The sequence below is a fragment of the Reyranella sp. genome (genome assembly GCF_965279465.1).
Taxonomy (GTDB): domain Bacteria; phylum Pseudomonadota; class Alphaproteobacteria; order Reyranellales; family Reyranellaceae; genus Reyranella.
The window spans coordinates 5,133,683-5,157,425 of the sequence record NZ_OZ257242.1 but is presented as its reverse complement, the minus strand read 5'-3'; the positions used below and the strand labels follow the sequence as shown (position 1 = coordinate 5,157,425).

23 protein-coding genes and 1 tRNA gene are annotated in these 23,743 nt (G+C 64.4%); 13 read left to right on the top strand and 11 right to left on the bottom strand.

Annotated elements, in window-relative coordinates; translation table 11 throughout:
* Window positions 1-15: 15 nt before the first annotated feature.
* Window positions 16-1,509 carry a Do family serine endopeptidase gene (locus ACQY8M_RS25145; protein WP_428661276.1) on the bottom strand — a complete coding sequence of 498 codons (1,494 nt, stop codon included), beginning with the start codon at window positions 1,507-1,509 and terminating at the stop codon, window positions 16-18.
* Window positions 1,510-1,605: 96 nt separating this feature from the next.
* Between ACQY8M_RS25145 and ACQY8M_RS25140 the strand changes: the two genes are divergently transcribed.
* The 3 genes from ACQY8M_RS25140 to ACQY8M_RS25130 are packed head-to-tail and all read left to right on the top strand — an operon-like array spanning window position 1,606 to window position 4,515.
* Entirely contained in the window at window positions 1,606-2,280 is a 675-nt protein-coding gene (locus ACQY8M_RS25140; RefSeq protein ID WP_428661273.1) for a winged helix-turn-helix domain-containing protein, read from the top strand.
* Window positions 2,258-3,622, top strand: a complete 1,365-nt coding sequence (locus ACQY8M_RS25135) for an ATP-binding protein (protein ID WP_428661270.1) — start codon at window positions 2,258-2,260, stop codon at window positions 3,620-3,622. The genes ACQY8M_RS25140 and ACQY8M_RS25135 overlap by 23 nt, the downstream gene beginning before the upstream one ends.
* Window positions 3,619-4,515, top strand: a complete 897-nt coding sequence (locus ACQY8M_RS25130) for an EamA family transporter (protein ID WP_428661267.1) — start codon at window positions 3,619-3,621, stop codon at window positions 4,513-4,515. Before ACQY8M_RS25135 ends, ACQY8M_RS25130 begins: the two co-directional genes overlap by 4 nt.
* Here the strand turns inward: ACQY8M_RS25130 and ACQY8M_RS25125 are convergent, their stop codons facing one another.
* The 5 genes from ACQY8M_RS25125 to ACQY8M_RS25105 form a co-directional block, all read right to left on the bottom strand.
* Window positions 4,516-5,232 carry an ABC transporter ATP-binding protein gene (locus ACQY8M_RS25125; RefSeq protein WP_428661264.1) on the bottom strand — a complete coding sequence of 239 codons (717 nt, stop codon included), beginning with the start codon at window positions 5,230-5,232 and terminating at the stop codon, window positions 4,516-4,518.
* The gene (locus ACQY8M_RS25120; protein WP_428661261.1) at window positions 5,229-5,975 is read right to left on the bottom strand and encodes an ABC transporter ATP-binding protein; all 747 of its coding nucleotides are present in this window, start codon (window positions 5,973-5,975) and stop codon (window positions 5,229-5,231) included. The genes ACQY8M_RS25125 and ACQY8M_RS25120 overlap by 4 nt, the downstream gene beginning before the upstream one ends.
* Before the next feature lie 19 nt (window positions 5,976-5,994).
* Window positions 5,995-6,996 (bottom strand): branched-chain amino acid ABC transporter permease, encoded by a 1,002-nt coding sequence (locus ACQY8M_RS25115; RefSeq protein ID WP_428661258.1) that lies wholly within the window; start codon window positions 6,994-6,996, stop codon window positions 5,995-5,997.
* A 6-nt stretch (window positions 6,997-7,002) separates the two neighbouring features.
* Window positions 7,003-7,887 (bottom strand): branched-chain amino acid ABC transporter permease, encoded by an 885-nt coding sequence (locus tag ACQY8M_RS25110; RefSeq protein ID WP_428661255.1) that lies wholly within the window; start codon window positions 7,885-7,887, stop codon window positions 7,003-7,005.
* 91 nt (window positions 7,888-7,978) lie between these two features.
* Window positions 7,979-9,247 carry an ABC transporter substrate-binding protein gene (locus ACQY8M_RS25105; protein ID WP_428661252.1) on the bottom strand — a complete coding sequence of 423 codons (1,269 nt, stop codon included), beginning with the start codon at window positions 9,245-9,247 and terminating at the stop codon, window positions 7,979-7,981.
* Between the two features lie 193 nt (window positions 9,248-9,440).
* On the opposite strand from ACQY8M_RS25105, the gene ACQY8M_RS25100 reads away from it, so the two are divergent.
* The 5 genes from ACQY8M_RS25100 (at window position 9,441) to ACQY8M_RS25080 (ending at window position 15,205) form a co-directional block, all read left to right on the top strand.
* Window positions 9,441-10,502 carry a lactonase family protein gene (locus tag ACQY8M_RS25100; protein WP_428661249.1) on the top strand — a complete coding sequence of 354 codons (1,062 nt, stop codon included), beginning with the start codon at window positions 9,441-9,443 and terminating at the stop codon, window positions 10,500-10,502.
* Complete coding sequence (locus tag ACQY8M_RS25095) at window positions 10,502-11,788, top strand: O-acetylhomoserine aminocarboxypropyltransferase (RefSeq protein ID WP_428661246.1); 1,287 nt, start codon at window positions 10,502-10,504, stop codon at window positions 11,786-11,788. The genes ACQY8M_RS25100 and ACQY8M_RS25095 overlap by 1 nt, the downstream gene beginning before the upstream one ends.
* A gap of 93 nt (window positions 11,789-11,881) precedes the next feature.
* Window positions 11,882-13,216, top strand: coding sequence for a Rieske 2Fe-2S domain-containing protein (locus ACQY8M_RS25090; protein WP_428661243.1), 1,335 nt, complete (start codon window positions 11,882-11,884; stop codon window positions 13,214-13,216).
* Entirely contained in the window at window positions 13,216-14,553 is a 1,338-nt protein-coding gene (locus ACQY8M_RS25085) for a Rieske 2Fe-2S domain-containing protein (RefSeq protein WP_428661240.1), read from the top strand. The genes ACQY8M_RS25090 and ACQY8M_RS25085 overlap by 1 nt, the downstream gene beginning before the upstream one ends.
* A gap of 43 nt (window positions 14,554-14,596) precedes the next feature.
* Entirely contained in the window at window positions 14,597-15,205 is a 609-nt protein-coding gene (locus ACQY8M_RS25080) for a glutathione S-transferase family protein (RefSeq protein WP_428661237.1), read from the top strand.
* On the opposite strand, the gene ACQY8M_RS25075 is transcribed toward ACQY8M_RS25080, so the two are convergent.
* Window positions 15,206-16,474, bottom strand: coding sequence for an MFS transporter (locus ACQY8M_RS25075; RefSeq protein WP_428661234.1), 1,269 nt, complete (start codon window positions 16,472-16,474; stop codon window positions 15,206-15,208).
* A gap of 84 nt (window positions 16,475-16,558) precedes the next feature.
* Here ACQY8M_RS25075 and ACQY8M_RS25070 point away from each other — a divergent pair.
* The 4 genes from ACQY8M_RS25070 to ACQY8M_RS25055 all read left to right on the top strand — a co-directional run bounded on the left by ACQY8M_RS25070 (window position 16,559) and on the right by ACQY8M_RS25055 (window position 19,993).
* A tRNA-Pro gene (locus ACQY8M_RS25070) sits at window positions 16,559-16,635 on the top strand.
* Between the two features lie 425 nt (window positions 16,636-17,060).
* Window positions 17,061-18,626: an ATP-binding protein gene (locus ACQY8M_RS25065; protein WP_428661231.1), complete on the top strand. Its 1,566-nt coding sequence runs from the start codon at window positions 17,061-17,063 to the stop codon at window positions 18,624-18,626.
* Between the two features lie 127 nt (window positions 18,627-18,753).
* Window positions 18,754-18,909 (top strand): hypothetical protein, encoded by a 156-nt coding sequence (locus ACQY8M_RS25060; protein WP_428661228.1) that lies wholly within the window; start codon window positions 18,754-18,756, stop codon window positions 18,907-18,909.
* Window positions 18,910-19,078: 169 nt separating this feature from the next.
* On the top strand, window positions 19,079-19,993 hold the full coding sequence (locus tag ACQY8M_RS25055) for a hypothetical protein (protein ID WP_428661225.1): 915 nt from the start codon (window positions 19,079-19,081) through the stop codon (window positions 19,991-19,993).
* 131 nt (window positions 19,994-20,124) lie between these two features.
* On the opposite strand, the gene ACQY8M_RS25050 is transcribed toward ACQY8M_RS25055, so the two are convergent.
* Window positions 20,125-20,574, bottom strand: coding sequence for a hypothetical protein (locus ACQY8M_RS25050; RefSeq protein WP_428661222.1), 450 nt, complete (start codon window positions 20,572-20,574; stop codon window positions 20,125-20,127).
* Between the two features lie 145 nt (window positions 20,575-20,719).
* Here ACQY8M_RS25050 and ACQY8M_RS25045 point away from each other — a divergent pair, with 145 nt between their 5' ends.
* The gene (locus ACQY8M_RS25045) at window positions 20,720-20,863 is read left to right on the top strand and encodes a hypothetical protein (RefSeq protein WP_428661219.1); all 144 of its coding nucleotides are present in this window, start codon (window positions 20,720-20,722) and stop codon (window positions 20,861-20,863) included.
* 195 nt (window positions 20,864-21,058) lie between these two features.
* Here ACQY8M_RS25045 and ACQY8M_RS25040 read toward each other — a convergent pair whose 3' ends face one another.
* The 3 genes from ACQY8M_RS25040 to ACQY8M_RS25030 all read right to left on the bottom strand — a co-directional run bounded on the left by ACQY8M_RS25040 (window position 21,059) and on the right by ACQY8M_RS25030 (window position 23,579).
* Window positions 21,059-21,982 (bottom strand): FkbM family methyltransferase, encoded by a 924-nt coding sequence (locus tag ACQY8M_RS25040; protein ID WP_428661216.1) that lies wholly within the window; start codon window positions 21,980-21,982, stop codon window positions 21,059-21,061.
* A 1,144-nt stretch (window positions 21,983-23,126) separates the two neighbouring features.
* Window positions 23,127-23,324, bottom strand: a complete 198-nt coding sequence (locus ACQY8M_RS25035) for a hypothetical protein (protein ID WP_428661214.1) — start codon at window positions 23,322-23,324, stop codon at window positions 23,127-23,129.
* Between the two features lie 66 nt (window positions 23,325-23,390).
* The gene (locus tag ACQY8M_RS25030) at window positions 23,391-23,579 is read right to left on the bottom strand and encodes a hypothetical protein (RefSeq protein WP_428661212.1); all 189 of its coding nucleotides are present in this window, start codon (window positions 23,577-23,579) and stop codon (window positions 23,391-23,393) included.
* Between the last annotated feature and the right edge of the window lie 164 nt (window positions 23,580-23,743).

Below are 23,743 nucleotides of genomic sequence, written 5' to 3'. Positions count from 1 at the left end.
CCGCGAGGTTTTCGCTTAAGCCGCCCGGGGAGAGACAGCGACGAAGCGAGTGGACCCCTCACGATAGACTTTCATCAGCACCGGCTTCTTGGTGTCCTTCGCTTCCTTGAGCTTGGACACCGCCTCCTTCGGCGTCTCGACCGCGTCGCGGCCGACCTGCTGGAGGATGTCGCCGGCGCGCAGGCCCTGCTCGTCGGCGGGGCTGCCGGATTCCACGGCGGCGATCAGGGCACCCTTCACGCCGTCCTTGAGGCCGAGCTGCTGGCGCGTCTCCGGAGAGATCGGCGCCAGCGAGAAGCCGAACGAGCCGCCCGACACCTTCTCCGGCGCCTTCTGCTCTTCATCATCGGCCTTCGCTTGCTTGCCCATCTTGGAGTAGTCGCCGAGCTTGGCACTGACGGTCATGTCCTTGCCGTCGCGCACCAGGCCGAGCTTGACCGTGTTGCCGGGCGTGACATTCGCGATCGTGCGGGTCAGGTCACGGACGGTCGCGATGTCCTTGCCGTCGACCGTCTTGATGACGTCGCCCGACTGGATACCCGCCTTCTGCGCCGCGCTCTTCGGCTCGACCTGCGCCACCAGGGCGCCGGCGGATGAGCCGAGCGACAGGCTGCTGGCAATCTCGTCCGTCACCGGCTGGATCTGGACGCCCAGCATCCCGCGCTCGACCCGCCCATGCTCCTTAAGCTGGCCCACGATCGGCTCGGCGAGGCTCGCCGGGATGGCGAAGCCCAACCCGATCGAGCCGCCGGTCGGCGAATAGATCGCGGTGTTGATGCCGATGACGTTGCCGTCCATGTCGAACAGCGGGCCACCAGAGTTGCCGCGGTTGATCGCCGCGTCGGTCTGGATGTAGTCGTCGAACGGACCCGACTGGATGTCGCGGCCGCGCGCCGACACGATGCCGGTCGTCACGGTGCCGCCCAGCCCGAACGGGTTGCCGACCGCCATGACGGCCTGGCCGACGCGCACCTTGCTGGCGTCGCCGAACTTCACCGACGGCAGCGGCTTGTCGCTGGACACTTTCAGCACGGCGAGATCGGTCTTCTCGTCGCCGCCCAGCAGCTTGGCCGGCAGCTTGCGGCCGTCCGCCAGGGTGACGGTGATCTTGTCGGCCTTACCGGCGACATGGAAGTTGGTCACGATCAGTCCGGACGAGTCGATGATGAAACCGGTGCCGACGGCCTGGGCCTTGGGATGCGGACGCTGCTGGCGGCCGCCCTGCTGGCCGAAGCGCTCGGCGAACTGGCGCATGAACTCTTCCATCTGCGACTGCGCCGAGCGGTCGGACATCTGGGTCTCGTCATTGTCGGCCGCATCGGCCTTCATGGTGACGGAGACGTTGACGACGGCCGGCGTGACCTTGGCGGCCAGGTCGGCGAAGTCGTGCGGGACCGGCTCGCCGGCGACGGCCGCGGGTGCGGTCAGCATCGGGACGATCAGGGCCGGTGCGGTCAGCGCCGTCGTGAGGGCCAGGGCGGCGAAGATACGGGACTTGGTCTTGGTCATTTTGAGAGAGCCTCCTCGTTGCTCACGGGAGGAATATGGGGCCCGGTCCATGGCACCCCCATGGCCGCAACATTGAATGTTTGTATAGTTGGCCCCGTGAAAATCCTTTTGATTGAAGACGATAGGCAAACCGCCGACTACATCGCCAAGGGCCTGCGCGAGCACGGCCACGTCGTCGACAAGGCCGACAACGGCCGCGACGGGCTTTATATGGCGACCGGCGAGCCCTACGACGTAATGATCGTCGACCGCAACCTGCCCCAGATGGACGGGCTGTCGCTGGTCAAGGCCGCGCGCGCTTCGGGCACCAAGACGCCGGCCCTGTTCCTGACCACCATGGGCGGGGTCGACGATCGGGTCGCCGGCCTCGAGGCCGGGGCCGACGACTACCTGGTCAAGCCCTTCGCCTTCGCCGAGCTGATGGCAAGGGTTGGTGCGCTTGCCCGCCGGCCGCCAATCGTCGCGACGACCTCGTTGCGCGCTGGTGACCTCGAGATCGACCTGCTCGCCCGCACCGTCACGCGCGGCGGCAAACGCATCGAGCTGCTCGCCCAGGAATTCAAGATCCTCGAATACCTGATGCGCCACGCCGGCGAGATCGTCACGCGCACCATGCTGCTGGAGAAGGTCTGGGACTTTCATTTCGACCCCAAGACCAACATCGTGGAGACGCACATCTCGCGGCTGCGCGGCAAGATCGACAAGGGCTTCGACAAGCCCCTGCTCCACACCGTGCGGGGAGCTGGCTATGTCATTCGCACCCCTGACTAGGATCCTGCGCTCGGCCGCCTTCCGGCTGGCGCTCGTCTACGCGGGCCTGTTCGTCGTCTCGGCGGGCGTGCTGTTCGCCACAGTGTTCGTGATCGCCACCGCAGCACTGCAAAGCGACATGCAGGCCGTGCTGCGCACCGAGGCGCTGCAATTGGCGGAGATCCATCGGCGTTCGGGCCTGCTGGGGCTCGCCGAACAAGTGACTCGGCGCATGAACTTCCGCACGCGCGGTCCGATCTATTACCTGGTGCAGGCGCCCACCCAGCAGGTCGTCGTCGGCAACCTGCCCGGCATGCCGCCGGTCGAGGGCGTCGTCGACTTCGTGCGCGACCATGTTCCCGGCGACCCCGAGGATGCGCGCAGCAAGCTCACCGGCTTCGGCCTCACCTTACGCGACGGCTCGTTCATCCTGGTGGCGCAGGACGCGAGCCGCCTGATCGACATGCAACACGCCATCATTCAGGCCTTCGCCTGGGCCGGCGCGCTGACTCTCCTGCTCGCGATCGGCGGCGGCGTGTTGCTGGGCAGCAACTTCGTGCGCCGCATCGACACGATCGGCCGCACCAGCCGCGCCATCATGGAAGGCGATCTCAGTGCCCGCATCCCCGTGCGCGGCAACAACGACGAGATCGACCAGCTCGTGGTCGGCCTCAATGCCATGCTGGACCGCATCCAGCAGCTGATGGACGGCCTGCGCCAGGTGACCAGCGACATCGCGCACGACCTGCGCACGCCGCTCGGCCGCCTGCGCCAGCGGCTCGAGGATGCCCGCGAGCGCGCCACGACCACCGGCGAGTACGAGGCCGCAACAGAGGCCGCCATTACAGAAGCGGACGGGCTGCTCGACATCTTTTCCGCCCTGCTGCGCATCGCCCAGATCGAGGCTGGCGCGCAGCGAAGCGCCTTCGCCGAGGTCGACCTGTCCGGGCTCCTGCGGAGCATCGTCGATGCCTACGCGCCACCGGCGGAGGATGTGGGCCACAGGCTCGAGGCAGCGATCGACGACAGCGTCACCCTGACGGGCGACCGCCAGTTGCTGGCGCAGCTCTTCTCCAACCTCATCGAGAACGCGCTCAGTCACACGCCGGCCGGCAGCACGGTCCGGCTCGTGCTGCACAAGACGGCAACCGGCTTCGAAGCTCAGGTCACCGACACCGGCCCCGGCATCCCCGAGGCCGAGCGCGACAAGGTGTTCGACCGCTTCTACCGCCTCGACCGCAGCCGCACCACCAAGGGCAGCGGGCTCGGCCTCGCACTGGTGAAGGCGATCGCGAGCCTTCACGGCCTGTCGCTCGCTTTGAAGGACAACAATCCCGGACTGGCCGTGATCCTCACGCGATGATCGCCCCTTCCTGGCTCTGGATTCCCCTCACCCTCTTCGCCGCCGCTGCCCAGACCGTCCGCAACACCGCGCAGCGCCGCCTGACCGACGAGCTCGGCACGCTCGGCGCGACGCTCGTGCGCTTCCTCTACGGCCTGCCGCTGCTGGCGCTCTGGCTCCTTGGCATTCTTGCGCTGCGCGAATTCGACTCGCCGCGACTGACATGGAGCTTCGCCGGTTGGGTCGTGCTCTCGGCCCTCAGCCAGACCGCCGGCACCGCCCTGCTGCTGCGCGCCATGGCTGCGCGCAGCTTCGCGATAGGGCTGGTCTACTCCAAGAGCGAGGTCATCCAGGTCGCGCTGTTCTCGATCGTCTTCCTCGGCGAGCGCGCCTCCCCGCTCACCTTTGCCGCCATCGCGCTCGCGACCTTCGGGGTCGTGTTGCTGTCGCCGCGAACCACGGGAAGCTGGGCCGATCCCGCCGCGTTGTTCGGCCTCGCGTCCGGCACTGCCTTTGCCATCTCGATCGTCGGATACCGCGGTGCCAATCTGGCGCTCGCCGCCGATTCGCCCTTCCTCGCCGCCGCCGAGACGCTGTTCTGGGCCCAGTTGCTTCAAACCGTGCTGCTCGCCGCCTGGTTGCTGGCGCGCAGCCCCGCGATCCTTCTGGAGGCGTTCCGGGCCTGGCGGCTATCGCTATTCGCGGGGGGCGCCGGCGCATCGGCCTCGCTCGCCAACGTGACGGCCCTCGCTCTCGAATCGGCATCGAAAGTCCGCACGTTGATACTGATCGAGGTGCTGTTCACCTATGCAGTGTCCCTGCGCATCTTCCGGGAAGCGATCAGCCGGCGCGAGCTGGCCGGAATCGTTCTGATGGTTCTGGGCGTCGGAACGATCCTCGCCACTTCCGGCTGACTAAACGGCGAGATAGCGGCGCTTGACCTCGTCATTTGCCTTCAGCCCGTCGATCGAATCGCGATAGACGATGTGGCCCTTGTCGATGACCGCGACATGGCTCGCGATGTCGAGGCAGAAGTGCATGTTCTGCTCGGCCACCACCAGGGTGATGCCCATGCCGCGCAGGTGCTGGATCAGCTCGCCGATCTTCTCGACTATGATCGGCGCCAGTCCCTCGCTCGGCTCGTCGAGCAGCAGCACTTCGGGATTGCCCATCAGGGTCCGGGCGATGGTCAGCATCTGCTGCTCGCCGCCCGACAGGCGCCCGCCCATCCGCCCGCGCATCGACGCCAGGATCGGAAAGACGTCGTAGATCTTCTCCAGGGTCCAGTCGCTGCGGCCGCCGGGGCCGTCCTTGGCGCCGATCAGCAGATTGTCCTCGACCGAATGCTCGGGAAAGATCTGACGGTCTTCCGGCACGAAGCCGATGCCGCCGCGCGCGATGTGGTCGGCCGACTTTCTATGGACCGCGACACCATGCAGCGTGATCGTGCCGCGCCGCGGCGGCGCCAGCCCGATGATCGCCTTCATGGTCGTGCTCTTGCCCGCCCCGTTGCGGCCGAGCAGCGCCAGCGACTGGCCGCGCTCGACGTCCAGCGACACGCCGAACAGGATCTGGCTCGCGCCGTAGAACACGTCGATGCCGTCGACCTCGAGGATCGTCTCGCCGCTCATGCAACGGCCGACTTGCCGAGATAGGCCTCGATCACCCTGGGATCTCGCCTGATCTCGTCCGGCGTTCCCTCGGCCAGAACCGTGCCATAGGACAGCACACGAACCGTCTGGGCGACCTTGAAGACGATGTCCATGTCGTGCTCGATGAAGATCAGCGTCATGTGGACAGCGCGCCACAGGCCCTGCACCGTCTCGATCATCTGCCAGCGCTCTTCCGGGCCCATGCCGGCGGTCGGCTCGTCGAGCAGCAGGACCTTGGGATCGAGCGCCAGGGCGAGGCCGATATCGAGCAGCTTCTGGTCGCCATGGCTGAGGTTGCGGCTCAGGATGCCCGCGACCCGGGTGAGCTTCAGAATCTCCATGATCTCGCCGGCGCGCGACGCGGCGGAGGCGAGCGGAAACGACTGCAGCTTGGCGGTTTCCCGGCGCTGATGGGCATGCACCGCCGCCGCGAGCGCTTCCTCGACTGTCAATGTCGGAAACAGGCTGGCCACCTGAAACGCCCGGCCGATGCCGCGGCGGACGATCTCGCGCCGGTCAAGGCCCGCGATGTCGACGCCGGCCAGCAGGATGCGGCCGGCGTCGGGCGCAAACCGGCCAGTGATCAGGTTGAACAGGGTGGTCTTGCCCGCGCCGTTGGGACCGATGACGGCGGTGAACGAGCCGTCGGCAAAGGTGAGCGACACATTGCGCGTGGCCGCAACGCCGCCGAAAGACTTGGCGACTCCCTCGAGCTTCAGCACGACGAGACCTCCGCCCGCGTCATGGCTTCTTCCCGCCGGCGGCATCGGCCGCGTCGCGCACCTTCTCGGCCTTCGCCTGGCGCCGATTCTCGAGGCGTTCGGCGATCACGTCGAGCGGACCTTTGCGCAGCCCGAGCACAAGGACGAGGATCACGATGCCCAGGACCAGCTCGGTGTGGCTGGTGTAGGCGACAGTGACGTCGGTCAGGATGCGCAGGATGACCGTGCCGATGACCGGGCCCAGGAATACGGTCGAGCCGCCCAGTAGGATCATGAAGATCGCCTCGCCCGAGGTCGTCCAGAAGCCGAAGTTGGGATAGGCGCCGGACACGAACAGGGCGAGCAGGATGCCGCCGACCGACGCCACGCAGGCCGAGATGACGAAACAGACCAGCTTGGCGCGCGCTACGTCGATGCCGAGGAACGCCGCGCGCTCCTGGTTGTCGCGAATCAGGCGCAGCGTATAGCCGAACGGCGAGGTCACGATCTGGCGCATGATGGCGATGCAAACGACGAACAGGACCGAGCAGAACACATAGAGCTGGGTGCGGTCGGCGAGGTCGATGCCGAGGAACTTCGGCCGCGGGATGCCGCCCATCAGGCCCTGGTCGCCGCCGGTGAACGACACCCAGCCGAGGATGATGTTGTAGATCAGCATCTGGAAGGCGAGCGTCAGGAACGCGAAATAGATCTCGTTCAGCCGCACGCAGATCGCTCCGATGATCACCGCCAGAACGGCGGTGAAGACGATCGCCAGGGCAAAGGCGGCCGGGATCGAGAACTTGCCCGACTGCATGGCGAGGCCGAAGGCATAAGCACCCGAGGCGAAGAACATCGCGTGCCCGAACGAGACGAGTCCGGTGTAGCCGATCAGCAGGTTGAGGGACATCGCCAGCAGGCCGTAGGCCATCGCGAACATGATGAAGTCGCGGATGGCGGGTGGTGCGCCGAGCAGCGGGACGAGCAGCAGGACGATGAAGCCGAGGCCGGCCAGTCCGAGATCGCGCCAGCGTCTGGTCATGCCGCTCTACCGGTGGGGACGGCCGAACAGGCCGCTCGGCTTGAAGATCAGCACCAGCGCCATGAACAGGAACATCACGCCGTCGACGAACAGCGGAAAGCCGATGCTGCCGAACGACCGCGTGAAGCCGATCAGCAGCGCCGCCACGAAGGCGCCCACGATCGATCCCATGCCGCCGATCACAGTGACGATGAAGGACTCGATCAGGATCGAGAACCCCATGCCGGGTGTCAGCGACCGGACCGGCGCAGCGAGCGCGCCAGCGGCCCCGGCCAGCGCGCTGCCGATCCCGAACACCGCGGCGTAGTAGAGGTTGACGCGGATGCCGAGCGCCGAAACCATAGGACCGTTGATTGCAGCGGCGCGCACGATCTTGCCGAAGCGCGTGCGCTCGATGACCAGCCACAAGGCGACGCCGATCACCATCGCGGCCGAGATCATGAATAGGTAGAACGGCGGTACGACGCCGCCCATGAAGCGCAGCGGCGGCAACCGGAACTCGGCCGGCATGCCCATCGACAGGCTGCTCGGCCCCCAGATGATCTTGACCAGGTCGTCCGAGATCAGGATCACGGCGTAGCAGACCAGAAGCTGCATCAATACGTTCGAGCCGTAGACCTTGCTCATCAAGAGCCGTTCGAACGCCACGCCGAGCAACCCGACGGCAACCGCCGCACCGAGGGCGGCGATGAAATAGTTGCCGCTGGCCTGGTACAGCGTGAGCGCGATGTAGGCGCCGGCCATGTAGAGGGAGCCGTGCGCGAAGTTGGTTACGTTCAGGACGCCGAAGATCAGCGTCACGCCCGATGCGATCAGGAACAGCAGCATCCCGATGATCATGCCGCTGGTGAGCTGGGTGACGACGCACGACCCTGTGCCCAGGCAACGCATCAATGCTTCTAGATCCACGAGCTATCCAATCGAGCCCTATCCAATCAAGCTGGGCGTGACCGCAGGCGGCGAATGCCGGCGCACTCTCTAATCAGGCGTAGCCCAGCTTCTTCTTCCATTGCTTCTCGAGCTCGAGGATGGGTTCCCACGGCGAGCTCTTGAAGTCGCTGATGTAGGGTTCCTTCGACTGCGACAGGCCGTAGCCGATGATGTAGTTGACGATGGTATTGTCGTCGGCGCGCATGGTGATCGTGCCGTCCATGCCCCACGGTGACTTGATCGTCATGCCCTTGAGCGCCGCCGCGAGCTTCTTGCCGTCGGTGTCGCCGTTGGTCGCCCTCAGCGCTTCGACCAGGAAGGTGGCGGCCGTCGCGTTTTCCCACGACCAGTTGGTTGGCTTGTGCTTGTAGTTTTTCACATACGCCTGGTACCAGTCCTCGTTCTCCTTGGTCGCCGGCACGGTGCGATTGTAGCGGCCGCCGGAATAAACGCCGGCCGGGAACTGCTTGACCTCGTCGACCACGCCGTAGTCGCCGAGATTGACCATGAACGAGGCCTGCTTGTCGAACAGTCCGTAGAGATTGCCCTGGTCGATGAAGGCCGACAGGTCGCCGCCCCACAGCGCCGAATACATGGCGTCCGCCTTGGAGTTCAACACCTTGGTCACGACCTCGGTGTAGTCGGGCTGGAACAGCTTGGGCCACGCCTCCTCGACGACCTGGATCGAGCCCTCGAAATGCTTGGCATACTCCATGAACTCGGCGGTGTTGGACCGGCCATAGGCGTAGTCCGGCGAGCAGGTGACCCACTTCTTCAGGCCCTTGGCCTTGGCGATCCTGGCGGCGTAATCGCCGCCGCCGATCGCGTCATGGATGCCCTGGCGTGCCGTGCGGAACGCCGTCGGCACATGAAGCTTGGGGTCTGCCGTCAGCGACGAGGTCTCGGAGTTGGTGTGGAGGCAGAGCACGCCTATCTCGCGGATCACCTCGTGCACTGCAAACGCGCCGCTCGACGCCTCGGCGTCGATGATGATCTGGCAGCGATCGTTGTTGATCAGGTCGCGCGTGACCTTGGCGGCTTCCTGGGGCGCGCCTTTGGAATCGCGCACGACCAGCTCGATCTTCTTGCCGTTGATGCCGCCCGCCTCGTTGACCTTGTCGAGCACCGAGCGCAGGCCCCCGACGCTGGTCAGGCCAACCAGGGCCACGCGGCCCGACTGGATGGTCGGTACGCCGATCTTGATCGTGCCACCTTGCCCCTTGACGATTGCCGGCATGCCGACAGCGCCTGCGGCAGCCATAGCACCGACGCCCTTGATCAGACCACGCCGGCCCGCCAGGCGCGCATGGATTGTGTTCATGGCGTTCCTCCCTACTCAACTATTCTTGCGGTCTTCGACCGGTTGCCACGATCTTATGAACAATTGTTCACACCGGTCAATTGATCAGCGGAGGCCGCGCGACGATCTCCGAGAATTTTTCGCGCAGCGGCCAGCCGGTGCAAACCGGATTGCAGCGATTGTCGCCACCTCCGGCTAACGGCATGCTGGCGGCATGAACACTTTCGCATATGTCGGCTGCTACACCACTCCCGAGCGCGACGGCCGTGGCAAAGGCATCAACGTCTATCGCGTCGATCGTCGCACCGGGGCGTTCAAGCACGTGCAACTGCTGGGAGGGCTGGAGAACCCGTCGTTCCTCGCGATCGATAAGTCCGGCCGGTTCCTCTATTCGGTGCATGGCGACCGCAGCGAGGTCACCGCTTATGCGATCGATGGCAACACCGGCCACCTGCGGGCGATCGGCCGCCAGCCGACCGGCGGCTACAACCCGATCCATCTTGCCTTCGATGCGTCCGGCAAGTTCCTGTTTGTCACCAACTACGGCACCGACTCGATCGCGGTCTTCCCGGTGAAGCCAGACGGAACGCTCGGCCCCTACCCGACCCTCGCGACGGTCAAGGGCACGCTGGGGCCACATCGCACCGAACAGAAGAACGTGCGGCCTCATCACAATCCGCTCGATCGCCAGGGCAAGTTCTTCTACCTGCCGACCAAGGGCGCCGACAGTATCATCGCCTATCGCCTCGATTCCAAACGCTGCCTCGCGGTCCACGTCAACGAGGTCGCCGCGCGGCCCGGCGCCGGCCCGCGCCACATCGATTTCCATCCGCGACGCGCCTTCGCCTACGTAATAAACGAGCTCGATTCGACGATCACGACCTACAGCCAGGACCGCACCAGCGGAAAGCTTACGCCGCTGCAGACCGTGCCCTCCACGCCGCCCGAGTTCACCGGCTACAGCACAGGCGCGGAAATCGCCGTCGATCGCGCCGGCCGCAACGTCTACGTCTCCAATCGCGGGCACGACAGCATCGGCGTGTTCGCGATCGATCCCGGCAAGGGCACGCTCGAACCCAGGCAGTGGGTGCCGACCAAGGGCAGCGTGCCCCGCTTCTTTGCCTTCGATCCTTCCGAGAGGTTCCTCTACGTGGCCAACCAGGGCGGCCACTCGATCGTCACCTACAAGGTCGGCCGCGACGGCAAGCTGTCGCCCAGCCCCGTCAGGGTGAAGGTGCCGAGCCCGGCCTGCATCGTGTTCGGCGGAGTCGCCTAATGACCAAGACCTACGGCTTCGAGACCCTGTCGATCCATGCCGGTGCCGGCCCCGATCCGACGACCGGCGCGCGGGCGCTGCCGATCTATCAAACCACCGCCTATGCCTTCGACGATGCCGACCACGCCGCCGCGCTGTTCAACCTGCAGACTGTGGGCTTCATCTATTCGCGCCTGACCAACCCGACCAACGCCGCGCTGGAGACGCGGCTCGCCACGCTCGAAGGCGGCCGCGGCTGCACCGTCGCCTCGTCGGGCCATGCGGCACAGGTGCTGGCGCTGTTCCCGCTGATGACGCCGGGCGACGACATCGTCGCCGCCTCCCGTCTCTACGGCGGCTCGCTGCAGCAGATGAGGAACACCTATCCGAAGTTCGGCTGGAAGGCGCACATCGTCGATGCCGACGCGCCGGACAACTTCAAGCGGGGCGTGACTGACAAGACGAAGGCGTTCTTCATCGAGAGCCTGGCCAATCCGGGCGGCGTGGTCAGCGACATCGAAGCGATCGCGAGGATCGCCGAAGAAGCCGGCGTGCCGCTCATTGTCGACAACACGCTGGCCACGCCCTACCTCTGCAAGCCGATCGACTACGGCGCCACGCTGGTGATCCATTCGACGACCAAGTTCCTGAGCGGCACCGGCACGTCGATGGGCGGCGCGATCGTCGATTCGGGCAAGTTCGACTGGGCGAAAGGCGGCAAGTTCCCGAGCCTGGCCGGCCCGGAGCCTGCCTATCACGGGCTGAACTTCTTCGAGACCTTCGGCGACATGGCCTACATCTTCCACAGCCATGCCGTGGGCCTGCGCGACCTCGGTCCCAGCCAGGCGCCGTTCAATGCCTGGCTCACGATGCTGGGCATCGAGACGCTCGGCCTGCGCATGGAGCGTCACTGTGCCAATGCGCTGAAGGTCGCCCAATATCTCGAGAAGCATCCGGCGGTGGCGTGGGTGAACTACGCCGGCCTGCCGTCGAACAAGTACCATGCGCTGGCGCAGAAATACCTGCCCAAGGGCGCGGGCTCGATCTTCACCTTCGGCGTCAAGGGCGGCTACGAGGTTGGCATGAAGGTGGTCGACAGCGTCGATCTCTTCTCGCACCTGGCCAACATCGGCGACGCCAAGAGCCTGATCATCCACCCGGCCTCGACCACCCACCGCCAGCTCTCCGACGAGCAGCGCGTCGCGGCCGGCGCCGGGCCGGACGTGATCCGCCTGTCGATAGGCATCGAAACGGCTGACGACATCATCGCCGATCTGGAGCAAGCTTTGGAAAAGGCTACGACATAACTGTCATCCCGAGCGCAGCGAGGGATCCTTGCCGGATCAGGAAAGATCCCTCGCTGTGCTCGGGATGACATGGTTGCTTTGGGAGAAGCATCGATGCTGAGCAAGGCCGACAACGAATTCCTGACCCGGAGCGGCAAGGATACGCCGATGGGCGATCTGCTGCGCCGTTTCTGGATGCCCGCGCTCCTCTCCGAGGAGCTGCCGGAGCGCGACGGGCCGCCGAAGAAGATCAAGGTCCTCGGCGAGGATCTGCTCGCCTTCCGCGACAGCACCGGCCGGGTCGGCATCGTCGAGCCGCACTGCCCACATCGCGGCGCCAATCTCTACTACGGCCGCAACGAGGAATGCGGCATCCGATGCTCCTTCCACGGCTGGAAGTTCGATGTCGACGGCAACTGCGTCGATCTGCCGACCTCGCCTCCGGAATCGACCTACAAGGACACGATCAAGCTGCTCGCCTATCCGGTACGCGAATGGGCCGATATCATCTGGGTGTACATGGGGCCGCGCGACCAGGTGCCCGAACTGCCGCAGCTCGAGCTCGGCCTTGTCCCGGCATCGAGCCGCTACGTCACCAAAAAATGGCAGGACTGCAACTGGGTGCAGAGCGTCGAGGGCGCGCTCGATACCGCGCACTTCTCCTTCCTGCATGCCGTGCTGGCCAAGGACGAGGCCAAGGCGCGCGCGGCGCTCGCCAAGGCCGCGATCGCCGACCAGTCGACGCCGGACGATCGCATCCGCTGGATCCACAACGACCCGCGGCCCAGGTTCACCGTGCACGGCCACGATGCCGGCCTCCTGATCGGCGCGGCGCGCAAGACCGACACGACCGATCTCTACTGGCGCATCTCGCAGTTCCTGATGCCCAACCATGCCTACACACCCACGGCCTTCCCCGGCGAGATCTACTATGGCCAGTGCTGGGTGCCGGTCGACGATGTGTCGTGCTGGATCTACACTTATTGCTGGCAGCCCGACCGTCCCTTCAGCAACGCCGAGCGGATGAAGTTCGACGGCGGCTTCAACGTCCATGCGGAGGTCGACGACGACTTCATGCCGTTGCGCAACCCGCGCAACGACTACCTGATCGACCGCCAGGCGCAGAAGCACGAGACCTTCACCGGCATCGTCGGCGTCAGCGAACAGGACGCGGCCATCCAGGACAGCATGGGTCCGACCCAGGACCGCACGAAGGAGCATCTCGGCCCGACCGACGTCGGCGTCGTCGAATTCCGCAAGATGCTGATGGGCACCGCCCGCGCCCTGCAGGCCGGGACCCCGCCCAAGGCCGCCGCTTCCGCGCCGCGCTACGCGGTGCGCGCCGGCGGCGCGGTCGCGGCACCGGACAAGAACCTCGATGCCGTCATGACCGCGCGATTCGGCCACCCGCGCGGCTACATCGGCAACCAGTACGGATTGGGTGACTGATGCTTAGTAAGGCAGACAACGAATTCCTCACGCAGAGCGGCAAGGATACGCCGATGGGCGCGTTGCTGCGCCGCTTCTGGATGCCGGCACTCCTCTCCGAGGAGTTGCCCGAGCGCGACGGGCCGCCGAAGAAGATCAGGATCATGGGTGAGGATCTGCTCGCGTTCCGCGACAGCAATGGAAGGATCGGCATCGTCGAGCCGCACTGCCCGCATCGCGGCGCCAATCTCTACTACGGCCGCAACGAGGAATGCGGCATCCGATGCTCCTTCCATGGCTGGAAGTTCGATGTCGACGGCAACTGCGTCGACCTGCCGACCTCGCCGCCGGAATCGACCTACAAGGACACGATCAAGCTGCTCGCTTACCCGGTGCGCGAATGGGCCGACATCGTCTGGGTCTACATGGGTCCGCGCGACAACGTGCCGGAGCTGCCGCAGCTCGAGCTCGGGCTGGTGCCGGCGTCGAGCCGCTACGTCTCCAAGAAGTGGCAGGACTGCAACTGGGTGCAGAGCCTCGAGGGCGCGATCGACACCGCGCACTTTTCCTTCCTCCACAAGATCCCGTCCAAGGACGAGAAGACGAAGCTCGAGATCTTTCGCAGCACCTCTGCGATCGGCGCCGGCCAGGAGCTGCAGGACCGCATCCGCTGGGTGATGGACGATCCGCGGCCGCGTTTCGCGATCACCGGTCACGACACCGGGCTGGTGATCGGCGCCGCGCGCAAGACCGACAGCACCGACAAATACTGGCGCATCTCGCAGTTCCTGATGCCCAATCACGCGCTGGTGCCGGTCGCCTTCCCGGGCGACGTCTATCACGGCCAGTGCTGGGTGCCGGTCGATGACGTCAACTGCTGGATCTACACCTACAGCTGGCTACCCGACCGGCCGTTCACCAACTCCGAGCGCGAGAAGTACGCCGGGGGGCTCAGCCTCCACGCCGAGGTCGACGACGCGTACGTGCCGGTTCGCAACATCCACAACGATTACATGCTCGACCGCGAGAAGCAGAAGGCGGAGAGCTTCACCGGCATCATGGGCGTGAGCGAGCAGGACGCCGCCATCCAGGACAGCCAGGGCCCGATCCAGGACCGGACCCGCGAGCACCTCGGTCCGACCGACGTGGGCATCGTCGAGTTCCGCAAGATGCTGGTGGGCGCGGCGCGGGCGTTGTCGACCGGCGGCGAACCCCGGGCCGCGACGGCTGCGAAGCACTATGCCGTGCGGGCCGGCGGCTGGATCGCGGCCCCGGACAAGGATCTCGCCACGGTCATGACCGAGCGCTTCGGCCATCGCCACGGCTATGTCGGCAGCGAATACGGTTTCGCCGACTGACCGTTCGTCTTATCGTCGCTCCTGATTTGGGGGAGAGAACGTCGTGACCATCAAGATTTACGGACCTACCGCTTCACGCGCCGCACGCGCGCTGTGGATCGTGCACGAGCTGGACATTCCCTTCGAGCACATCGCGAAGGAAATGAAGGACCTCAAGAACCCCGACTATCTCAAGGTCAATCCCAACGGCAAGGTGCCGGCGCTGGTCGACGGCGACTTCAAGCTGTTCGAATCGATGGCGATCAACCTCTATCTCGCCGCGCGCTTCAACAAGAACGGCTTCCTGCCGGCCAGCCTCGAGGACCAGGCGCTGTGCCACCAGTGGAGCTTCTGGGGCATGACCGAGATCGAAAAGCCGCTGCTGACGATCCTGATCGACATGTTCATGACCGCGCCCGACAAGCGCAAGCCCGACGCCGTCGCCGAGGCCCAGAAGGCGCTGCCCAAGCCGTTCGCGGTGCTCAATGCGGCGCTCGAAGGCCGTGACTATCTGCTGGGCTCGAGCTTCACCGTGGCCGACCTGAACCTCGCCTCGATCTGCACCTGGGCCAAGCCGATCAAATACGATTTCGGGCCGTTCCCGAATGTCGGCGCCTGGCTCGACCGCTGCCTGTCGCGGCCGGCCTACAAGGCGGCGCGCGCGACCAAGTAGCTATTCAGCCGGTGCGGCTTGCGGCGCGACGATCGCCGCGCTGCGGGAGCGCTCGCTCGGCAGCAGGAGCGCCACCGCGGTGATGGCGAGCGACGTGCCAGCCAGGCCGAAGAACAGCAGGTCGAGGCTGCCCGTGGCACCGCGGATCCAGGAGATCAGCAGGATTGCGAGCGGGCTGGCGCCAAAGGCCACCACGAACTTCGCGCCGAAGCCGAGGCCGTGATATTTGCTCGGCGTGTAGCGCGCGATCATAATGTTCTCGACCGGACCCGCTGCTGCGCTCAGCAGCGCGGAGAAGATCGCGCCGGCAAGCGCAACGTAGCCGTTGCCCATCGCGAGGCCCAGCATCGCCACGACCTGCAGCGCCGAGGCCACCACGTAGGTCGTCTTGAGCGGATAGCGATCGATGATGCGCCGGCCCATCGCGTACTGTCCGACGCCCGAAACGATGTAGATCAGCGACGTCGCGAAGCCGACCCACAGCACGGTCTCGGTGATGAAGCCCCATGACGCGAAACCCTCGCGCAGGGCGGCAATCTCGCCGCTGAAGCGCGTTTCGAAGACCAGCGCAGAGCCGAACATGACCGCCTGCCAGATCACGCCTTCCAGCGCCATGGTTACGGAGAGCACGGAGAAGACGCGCCAGAACTCGGCGCGGCCGGCCGTGACGCCGGGCGTCGCGGGCATCGGCCGGTCGCCGATCCTGCCGGTGCGCAGGTTCCAGGCCGTGACGAACGCCATCGCGACGCAGATCAGGCCGGGAACGATGAAGGCGGCGCGCCACGACGCGAGCGTGATCAGCACGCCGGGCACGATACCGTAGAGTGCGAGCCCCGCGCTGCCCCACAGGCCGTTGACGCCCATCGCATGGCCCTGCTCCTTGGCCGTGCGGATGACCCAGGCTATACCGACCGAGTGATAGATCGCGGCGAATGCACCGATGCCGCAGAGCGCGATCGACAGGGCAAGCGTGTCGCCGGTCGGCACCAGGCCACAGGCGATCGAGCTCAGGCCCATGCCGGCGAACATCACCACCATCATGACCGGCGCGCCGAAGCGGTCGGAGGCCCAGCCGGCCGGCAGCGACATGATGCCCAGCAGCACCGTTGCCGGGGCATAGAGCTCGAGCAGCTTCTCGACCGGAAGGTTCCACACGGCCGCCAGGGTCAGCACGATCACGGCATAAAACGCCGTCATCATGTGCATCAGCCCATGGCCGATCGAGGAAAGCAGCAGGACACGCCCGGCGGAACTGGCGGCAATCTTCATGGTGGGGGTGTATAAACTCCCTGGGCCTCCAAGCAAGGCTGCTTGCGGCATCGCAGTCATTCGCGCTACACGCCCTTCCACGGTCGGGGCGTAGCGCAGCCTGGTAGCGCATCAGTCTGGGGGACTGGGGGTCGCAGGTTCAAATCCTGTCGCCCCGACCAATGTTTTAAGGCTTTTTCCCCTTCTTCGAGACAGCAGGGGTAACTGGTGGGGTAACACTTGGCCGACCGCCTGGAATGCTGGGCGCCTTCTGCGCCGCAGGGCAATGCTCGCACAGTGCGGGCACTACTGGGCGATTGCTTTGGTCGGGCAGTCCTCGGCGTTGAGTACCTGCCGATGAGGGACAAGCTGCGCATTACCTTTGATCCGAAACTGTGGCTGCAAGGAGCGGCGATCGGGACATCGTTACGCGACGAAATAGAGGCGTTTTTGACTGGGCCTGGCGGCGCACCGTCGGGCCGCCTCGAACTCCCGATTTGGCCCTAGCGCCCTGTCGTGATCGTCGAACGCGGCAGCGAGCGGATCATTCGTGTCTCACGCGCGTCTGTCGAGAGCAACTGATTGAGATATATGATCTATTAGAGCCATGTCGACGAGAAAGCCCCTGCCTCCTGGCTATCAGTACACGCTCGACCTACGGCCGCCTCTGCCCGCCCTGCCGCAACTTTGGACGGCGGACGATGTCTATAATTTTTGCGATGAAACAACCATTAGGAGCTTCGGGGAAGATCCACGGGTAGAGCGCAAACTACCGACCATTAGCCAAACGCTGCTGTCGGAATACGTTTCGATGTGGGCGAACACTCAACCACACGGTGGGGTGACGTTCATTGGTGTCTCAAATAAGGGGAACCTGGACGGATGCAAAGGCACGGCTGAACAACACCTCAACGACCTTCGCGCCGTCCGCGCCCTATGTCCGGACGCCAAGGTCGAGTTCAAGCGCGTGCCGGTCCGCAATGCCCGTGGCGACGACGACTTCATCGAGGTAATGCGGGTTTACTATCGTGAGGACAAGCTTGTTGAGACGGGCTCTGGGGAAGCCTTCATGCGCGAGGGCGACCGCAAACGGCGCCTAAGCGAAGACGAGAAGAGGGAGATCAAGCTCAACAAAGGTCAACTCGACATCGAGTCAGAGCGCGTCAGCCTCGTTTATCCAACCGACTTCGACGGAGCGTTGCTCAAGCAATATCGCGATCAATTTGTAGCTAAGAGACAACTTTCCGACCGCTTTACCATCGAGGACGTGCTGGTGCTGAGCAAGCTCGGCAAGTGGGTCGCTGGGCGCTTCTCCCCCTTCCTAAGTTGCGCACTCCTCTTCGCCAAGGATCCCCGTGAGGTTGCGCCGGGTGCGTATATTCGCGTACTGCGATATGACGGAACGGAGGAGGAATTTGGGCTAAGGTTGAATTCGGTCGCGGACAAGCGGATAGAAGGCCCTCTTCCCCTTCAAATTTCAGCCGCTGCTGACTTCATCGATTCTCAGATGCGAAACTTCACGCGTCTTGGCCGCGACGGCCGCTTCGAGACCAGTCCAGAATACCCCAAAGAGGTGTGGCTGGAGGCGGTAGTCAACGCGGTGGTCCACCGGTCTTACAACCTTAAAAACATGAACATTTTCGTGAAGATGTTCGAGGACAAATTTCTCGTTGAGTCACCCGGCTCATTTCTGCCGCCGACAACTGCTGAGACGGTTTTTGAAGCTCACAATCCCCGAAATCCGAACACGATGTGGGCCCTTTACTACTTTGACTTCGTCCAGTGCGCCTTCGAGGGTACACGCCGCATGCGCGACACCATGCGCCAGGCGAACCTCCCGGACCCGATCTTCAGCCAACGCCAAGCCGGCACCTTCCAAGTCTCGGTAACGCTGAAGAACAATGCAGAGCATCGCAAAGTCTACGTGCGCTCGGAAGCGGCGGCTGGAATTAACCCTCATCAATATGAGGCGTTAGGGCAGAGCGAGAAGATGATCGTGAATTACCTTACGGACAATGCCCGAGTAAACGTCACCGATGCCGCGCGTGTGATGGCTTTGGACTGGCGGGGAAGCAAAGACGTGCTCGAGAACCTTGAGCGGAAAGGCGTTCTTAAGCGCTCGCCGGGCAGAGACCGAAGCCGTCACCGCTTCTATTACTTGCCCAAAAAGTAAAGGCAAGAAACTGCGCCCATGGACACCGACATCGCCACCGCCCGCCGCAACCTGGCCCAGCGCGTCCAGCGCTTCCTCGCGGCGAAGCGGGAAAGCATCCTGACCGCCGGCGAGGCCACGAACGTGGGTGGCGGCGATTGCCCACCTCGAGCACGGCCGCTATCCGGAGGGCGAGGACGCCATGATGCTCGCCGAGAAGGACTGGCCGCCGCGGGGCGATCTGGGTTCAGAGATCCCGGCCCAGGTGGTGGCCGAGCGGCTCGCGGAGCTGGCGCGGACGTAGGGCAGCCGTCCGACGCGACTTTGCTCGGGGGAAGATCTAGTCTCGGATTCCAATGATTCATCATCCCACAACCTTCGTAGTCGGCGCCGGCGCGAGCTGTGATTACGGATTTCCCCTAGGGGAGGCGCTAACGTGGCAAATTGCGGCCGCCTTGACCATGGACGGTCGCATGGGTTCGCCAACAACCGAACTGATGCGCACCGCCATAACTCTGGTCTGCCAACGTCCTGACCGTCGGCGGCCCTCCGCCGAACTATTCAACCAAGCTCGAGACCTTCGCTTTGCGCTCGTAACTGCATCCTCGATCGATGCGTTTCTTGAGAGCCGCTCGGACAGTCGTGACTTTGAGCTGCTTGGCAAGATGGCGATCGCCGCTTGCCTGATCACCGCTGAGCACCGGTGCCAGGTGCTGAAGCAATCACGCCCCGGGGCAATGATTGACTTAGCCCAATCCGAAAAGTCGTGGCTCGGCCGGCTCTTCAAGCATGTTATGGCACCAGGTGTATCGAAGTCCAACATCGAGCGACTGTTCGAGCATGCGTCATTCGTTGTCTTCAACTACGACCGCTGCATTGAGCACTATTTCGAGCACGCCGTCGCCAGCCACTTCTCGGTGGATCTACGAAGGGCCGCCGACTTCGTGCGGGACAATTTGAAAATTGTTCATCCGTATGGATATCTCGGCGAGTTGCACGGCGACGCATCTCTGAGTTTCGGGCACGAATTTTATCCCGAGGCGGCCGCCACGGGCGAGGGAATCTTCGCGATATCGCAGCGCTTGCTTACGTTTACCGAGAGCCAGAAAGCGCAGGGAGCCGAGGCTCGAGCCCTGCTGGAAAAAGCACTCCGAGTAGTGTTTCTTGGCTTCGGATTCGGCGACCAGAATGTCGAGTTGCTATCCGTCTCGACGAATTCCGTTCAAGAAGTGCGGGCTACCGTCAAGTGCTGGTCAGAGAGCAACCGCCGAGAGCTAGACCGCCGGATGCGACAGATGCTCGGAGTGGCATGCGGACCCCAAGAGCTGCGCGACGGCGATTGTGCGACTCTTATCGCTGATGAGCAGATGTTCCTCACGCGGCGATGACGGCGCCCGCCAAAAATGACCCCGTTGAGCGGGGCCAGTGCATCGCCGGGGAGAGCCGCAGCCCGCCCCGGCCATATTGTGCCGCCGTCAGCAGTTGCGGTTGAGAACCTCGGTGCACAGCGCGGCACAGCTCACGGTTCAGGATCGACGATCATCTCAGGAAGGATGCCGGGCAAGATGAATTCGGCCTTCTGGCACGCCATGGCCGGCGGCTCGAATCGTGGCCCGTCCAGCGTGCGGCGATACGGGCGGCCGATCCACTCCAGCACCTCTCTGCCATTCAAAACGCGCAAGTCAATGATCTGGGAGTACTGCGCGCGCAATAAAAACACGCGGGTGTCAATCGCCTTATCTACCCAGCTTGTGTGGTATCGCAGGAACACATCGACGGGCTTGTTATAGTTCGTTGCGTCGAGCTGATCGGCAAGGGAAAGGCCCATGGCCAAAGCAAGCCCTTCCAAATACTGCTCGACAAAGTCGGGCCCTCGACGCGCTGAAAGCAGTCCAATTACGCGCTCCGCCCCGCCGACGCTCGGATCCGAGCGGCTGATTGTCACCACCCAGGCTTTGCGGAGTGCCATAGTCAACCTCCAATTGGTCCCCACCTGTACCACCTCTGGCCCGCCATATTGCGGGCCGCCGTGGTGGCGGTGCCGGGAGCACGATGCTCCGGCCGGTTCGTGTCGCCATCAGCAGGCGCGGTCGAGAACCTCAGTCGCCCGCGCGGTGGTCGTCCGCTTTCCGCCCGCAATCATCGACACGATCGACGAATGGGCCGCGAAGGCCGGCGACGACGTCACCCGCTCCGCAGCGATCCGCTGGCTGGTCGAGCTGGGGCTGAAGGCGAAACAGCGAGCGACCAAACGATGACGAAAGAAGTGGCGCGGTGGACCATAGTCGACGAATGGCGGGTGGAGCGCTGACATGCTCTAGCAGCAAGCATCGCCTGCTCGTAGAGGTGACTACCTGAGAACGAAACTCGCTTACCGCATGCCAGCACGCTTGAGTACCGCTCGACAGAGCGCGCCAGCCTGCCCAAACGGGCGCAATATCCATCCTAGGAGGTCAATTGAGCGGCCCTGTCGACAGAACAACGTCCTTGGAGTTGTAGGTGCGAGGAAGTTCGGAAGTAAACGACGCCGCGGGCACAGTCACAATCCGGTCCGAGCCCCATGCCGGTAGAACATGAATTTGGTAGTTGGCTTCAGAGGCCAGAGCCGCGAGCATCTCACCCAGACGCTTTGCCTCTGGCAAAACTTCGATCAGCAAATTCGGTCGTCTGTCCACAAGCAGGGCGCGAATGTCGGCCAGCAGCACCGCCTCGATCCCTTCAGCATCTATTTTGATCAGATCCCGGCCGTCCGCGAGTTGACGGATCGGCAACCCTGGCACGACAATCTGTGTCCTGGTACTGCGGCCTACCACCTCAACGTCGTCGACCAAATGGGCTCCGACCGGCATCTTGCGGCCTTCGTCGGGCAGATTCAATGCAACATTGCGGACCTCGTCCCCGGAGACGACCGCCGCCTCCAGCACTTCCACCCGCGTCAACCCATTGCGAGCAAGGTTGGCACGCAGCGTGGCTGCCACGACTGGAACGGGCTCCACGGCGGTATAGATTCCTGACGAAGCCCGTGCGCCAAGCACCGAGAACAGGCCAACATTGCCACCGATTTCCAATACCGATTCTGCTCGCTGGCAAAGGTCTGTCCATATCCGAGCTGCAGTGCCCTCATAGCCCCGCACACCGAACCAAAACACGGCGTCCATTACCATTGAGTCTACCGCCTCAAACGAAAGCATCGGTTCGTCGAGCGGACGGATCTCGGTCAGTCTTCCGGCGAGGTGATGGCGGTTGGCGAGCGCGGCACGGCGCAGCACGATGGTGGCCGCAATACGTACGGGATTCCAGCGTGGCAAATCCCGAACGGCTTGCCGCAGCGGCCGAAAGAAAGATAAGGGAACGCTTCGAATCATCGGGTCAATCATCGCGTCACCTGCATTATGGCAGACCTTGCGATTGTATCGGACCCAAAATATGCTACCAGCATCCAGTGAGCGGCTGACGGTGCGGCTGCCTCACTATTTGGTAGTAGTGCCACTTCGCGCCTCAATGAGCTCCGGACGAGCGCCTGGCAGTGCGCATGTGCAAGGTCACCAACCCAAGGGCACGACGGACGCCGGCCCCGCCATTGCCGAGTTGAGGCGGCGATCCGGCGCTATCGCGATGAACGATGCCCTCCGCGTCGCGCTCGAGCTGGGATGGCTGCGTCGCGACGGGGCAACCTACGTCGTCACGCCGGCCGGCGCTGGCTTGGGGGCGTCGAGATCGGGGAAAAGGTCGCGGCGCGTGATGCCGTTCTGATGGTGTTTCGACGATCGACGCCAGGGCCGTTTTCGAGTCCGTACAGCGCCTCCCGTCCAGCTGGCCCCGGAAGTGCCGCTCAACTGGCGCGGCCCTACGCCCTGCAGGCGATGCTAGGCGCCGCCGACCGATTAAGCGGGCCCGCTATTCGTTGTCTTCCTCCGCCAGCAACTTCCCGGTGGCAGCATTTACGAGGTGAAGCCCCCCGCAAGCCGCGCAATCGATCGCTTCGTAGCGGCGAACCCCGTCGGCCGCAGGCTCACCCGTAACGACTGCCTGCACATTTATGCCGGTCATTGGGCAGCAGATGAGTATCGGCTTCGCCATCGATCGAGTTTACGGTGCACGAGCGGCTCGCCTCTGATTTGGGTCAAGCCGGGGCCAACTTTTCCACCGCCGCCAGCCCCGAGAATTTGCCCGTACAGCGCCTCCGGTCCCGCAGGCCCCAGAGGAAGCGCCACTCACCCGGCGAGGCCCCACGCCCTGCGCAGCGGGTGGGGCTGCCACGCCCCTTGCGCCCTCACAATTGGCTGTGGTTCATCGGCCGGATGCTCAATCGCCCCCGCGATCGCTTCATCCTGCTCACCGTCCTCGCCCTGATCCTGCTGGCCGGCGAGATCGCGGCCGTGCGCTGGCTGTAGCGGCTCGCCGCAAAGGCCTCAAATCTGCCCGCCAGACGCATCCGGCCAGACTGGCCTCAGGAAGGGCGCGCGGCTACGCCCTGCGCATGGACGGGCCAGGGCGACGGTCCGGATAGAGAGTCGCCCATCAGGACGTGCCAGCTTTCTGAGCGCGCCGCTCCAGGATCACAGCTTCCTCATCCAGCACATCGGCGTAGCGCATCAGGTCCGCTCGCTGGGACTCGACGGTCTGACCATTGGCCAGGCGCCGCGCCACGCGCGCGAGGTTGCGGGCGGCGGCGGCCCGCTTGGCCTGTTTTAGCGACGTCATCAGATCGCGTGGCATTCAGAGTGAATGGTCGGCTCTGGCAGAGGTTGCCGTCCCGCGTGCCCCTCGACGCCGGCCGCTCGGTCATTCCGACGTCGATCCCGTCGGCGGCTTCAGCCGATAGCGTCGGAACCACCTCCAGCGCAGCCGCCCGTTACCGACGATCATGAGCGCTGCAAGCGAAAGCAGACAAAACGCGGACGCCGAGACGGCCAGCAGGCTCACCCATTCCAGCGTGTCCAGGCTGCGTAGACGAGAAAGCGCGCCGTCCATGGTTCGCTCCTTCAAACCCTGAAACAAAGCAGCTGCGCCCGTGCTGTTCCGCTGCCACACGTTTCGCCCAGGTCAGGATATTGCTGGACATCCAGCAAGGCCGTTTTTCTGCCCGTGCAGCGCCTCGGCCCGGAGTGGCCCCGGAAGTGCCGGCCACCAGGCGC

Coding starts and splice junctions, on each gene's coding strand:
- ACQY8M_RS25145 (WP_428661276.1), bottom strand. CDS start 1,509: ATGACCAAGACCAAGTCCCGTATCTTCGCCGCCCTGGCCCTCACGACG.
- ACQY8M_RS25135 (WP_428661270.1), top strand. CDS start 2,258: ATGTCATTCGCACCCCTGACTAGGATCCTGCGCTCGGCCGCCTTCCGG.
- ACQY8M_RS25130 (WP_428661267.1), top strand. CDS start 3,619: ATGATCGCCCCTTCCTGGCTCTGGATTCCCCTCACCCTCTTCGCCGCC.
- ACQY8M_RS25125 (WP_428661264.1), bottom strand. CDS start 5,232: ATGAGCGGCGAGACGATCCTCGAGGTCGACGGCATCGACGTGTTCTAC.
- ACQY8M_RS25115 (WP_428661258.1), bottom strand. CDS start 6,996: ATGACCAGACGCTGGCGCGATCTCGGACTGGCCGGCCTCGGCTTCATC.
- ACQY8M_RS25110 (WP_428661255.1), bottom strand. CDS start 7,887: ATGCGTTGCCTGGGCACAGGGTCGTGCGTCGTCACCCAGCTCACCAGC.
- ACQY8M_RS25105 (WP_428661252.1), bottom strand. CDS start 9,247: ATGAACACAATCCATGCGCGCCTGGCGGGCCGGCGTGGTCTGATCAAG.
- ACQY8M_RS25100 (WP_428661249.1), top strand. CDS start 9,441: ATGAACACTTTCGCATATGTCGGCTGCTACACCACTCCCGAGCGCGAC.
- ACQY8M_RS25095 (WP_428661246.1), top strand. CDS start 10,502: ATGACCAAGACCTACGGCTTCGAGACCCTGTCGATCCATGCCGGTGCC.
- ACQY8M_RS25090 (WP_428661243.1), top strand. CDS start 11,882: ATGCTGAGCAAGGCCGACAACGAATTCCTGACCCGGAGCGGCAAGGAT.
- ACQY8M_RS25085 (WP_428661240.1), top strand. CDS start 13,216: ATGCTTAGTAAGGCAGACAACGAATTCCTCACGCAGAGCGGCAAGGAT.
- ACQY8M_RS25075 (WP_428661234.1), bottom strand. CDS start 16,474: ATGAAGATTGCCGCCAGTTCCGCCGGGCGTGTCCTGCTGCTTTCCTCG.
- ACQY8M_RS25065 (WP_428661231.1), top strand. CDS start 17,061: ATGTCGACGAGAAAGCCCCTGCCTCCTGGCTATCAGTACACGCTCGAC.
- ACQY8M_RS25055 (WP_428661225.1), top strand. CDS start 19,079: ATGGGTTCGCCAACAACCGAACTGATGCGCACCGCCATAACTCTGGTC.
- ACQY8M_RS25050 (WP_428661222.1), bottom strand. CDS start 20,574: ATGGCACTCCGCAAAGCCTGGGTGGTGACAATCAGCCGCTCGGATCCG.
- ACQY8M_RS25040 (WP_428661216.1), bottom strand. CDS start 21,982: ATGATTGACCCGATGATTCGAAGCGTTCCCTTATCTTTCTTTCGGCCG.
- ACQY8M_RS25035 (WP_428661214.1), bottom strand. CDS start 23,324: ATGCCACGCGATCTGATGACGTCGCTAAAACAGGCCAAGCGGGCCGCC.
- ACQY8M_RS25030 (WP_428661212.1), bottom strand. CDS start 23,579: ATGGACGGCGCGCTTTCTCGTCTACGCAGCCTGGACACGCTGGAATGG.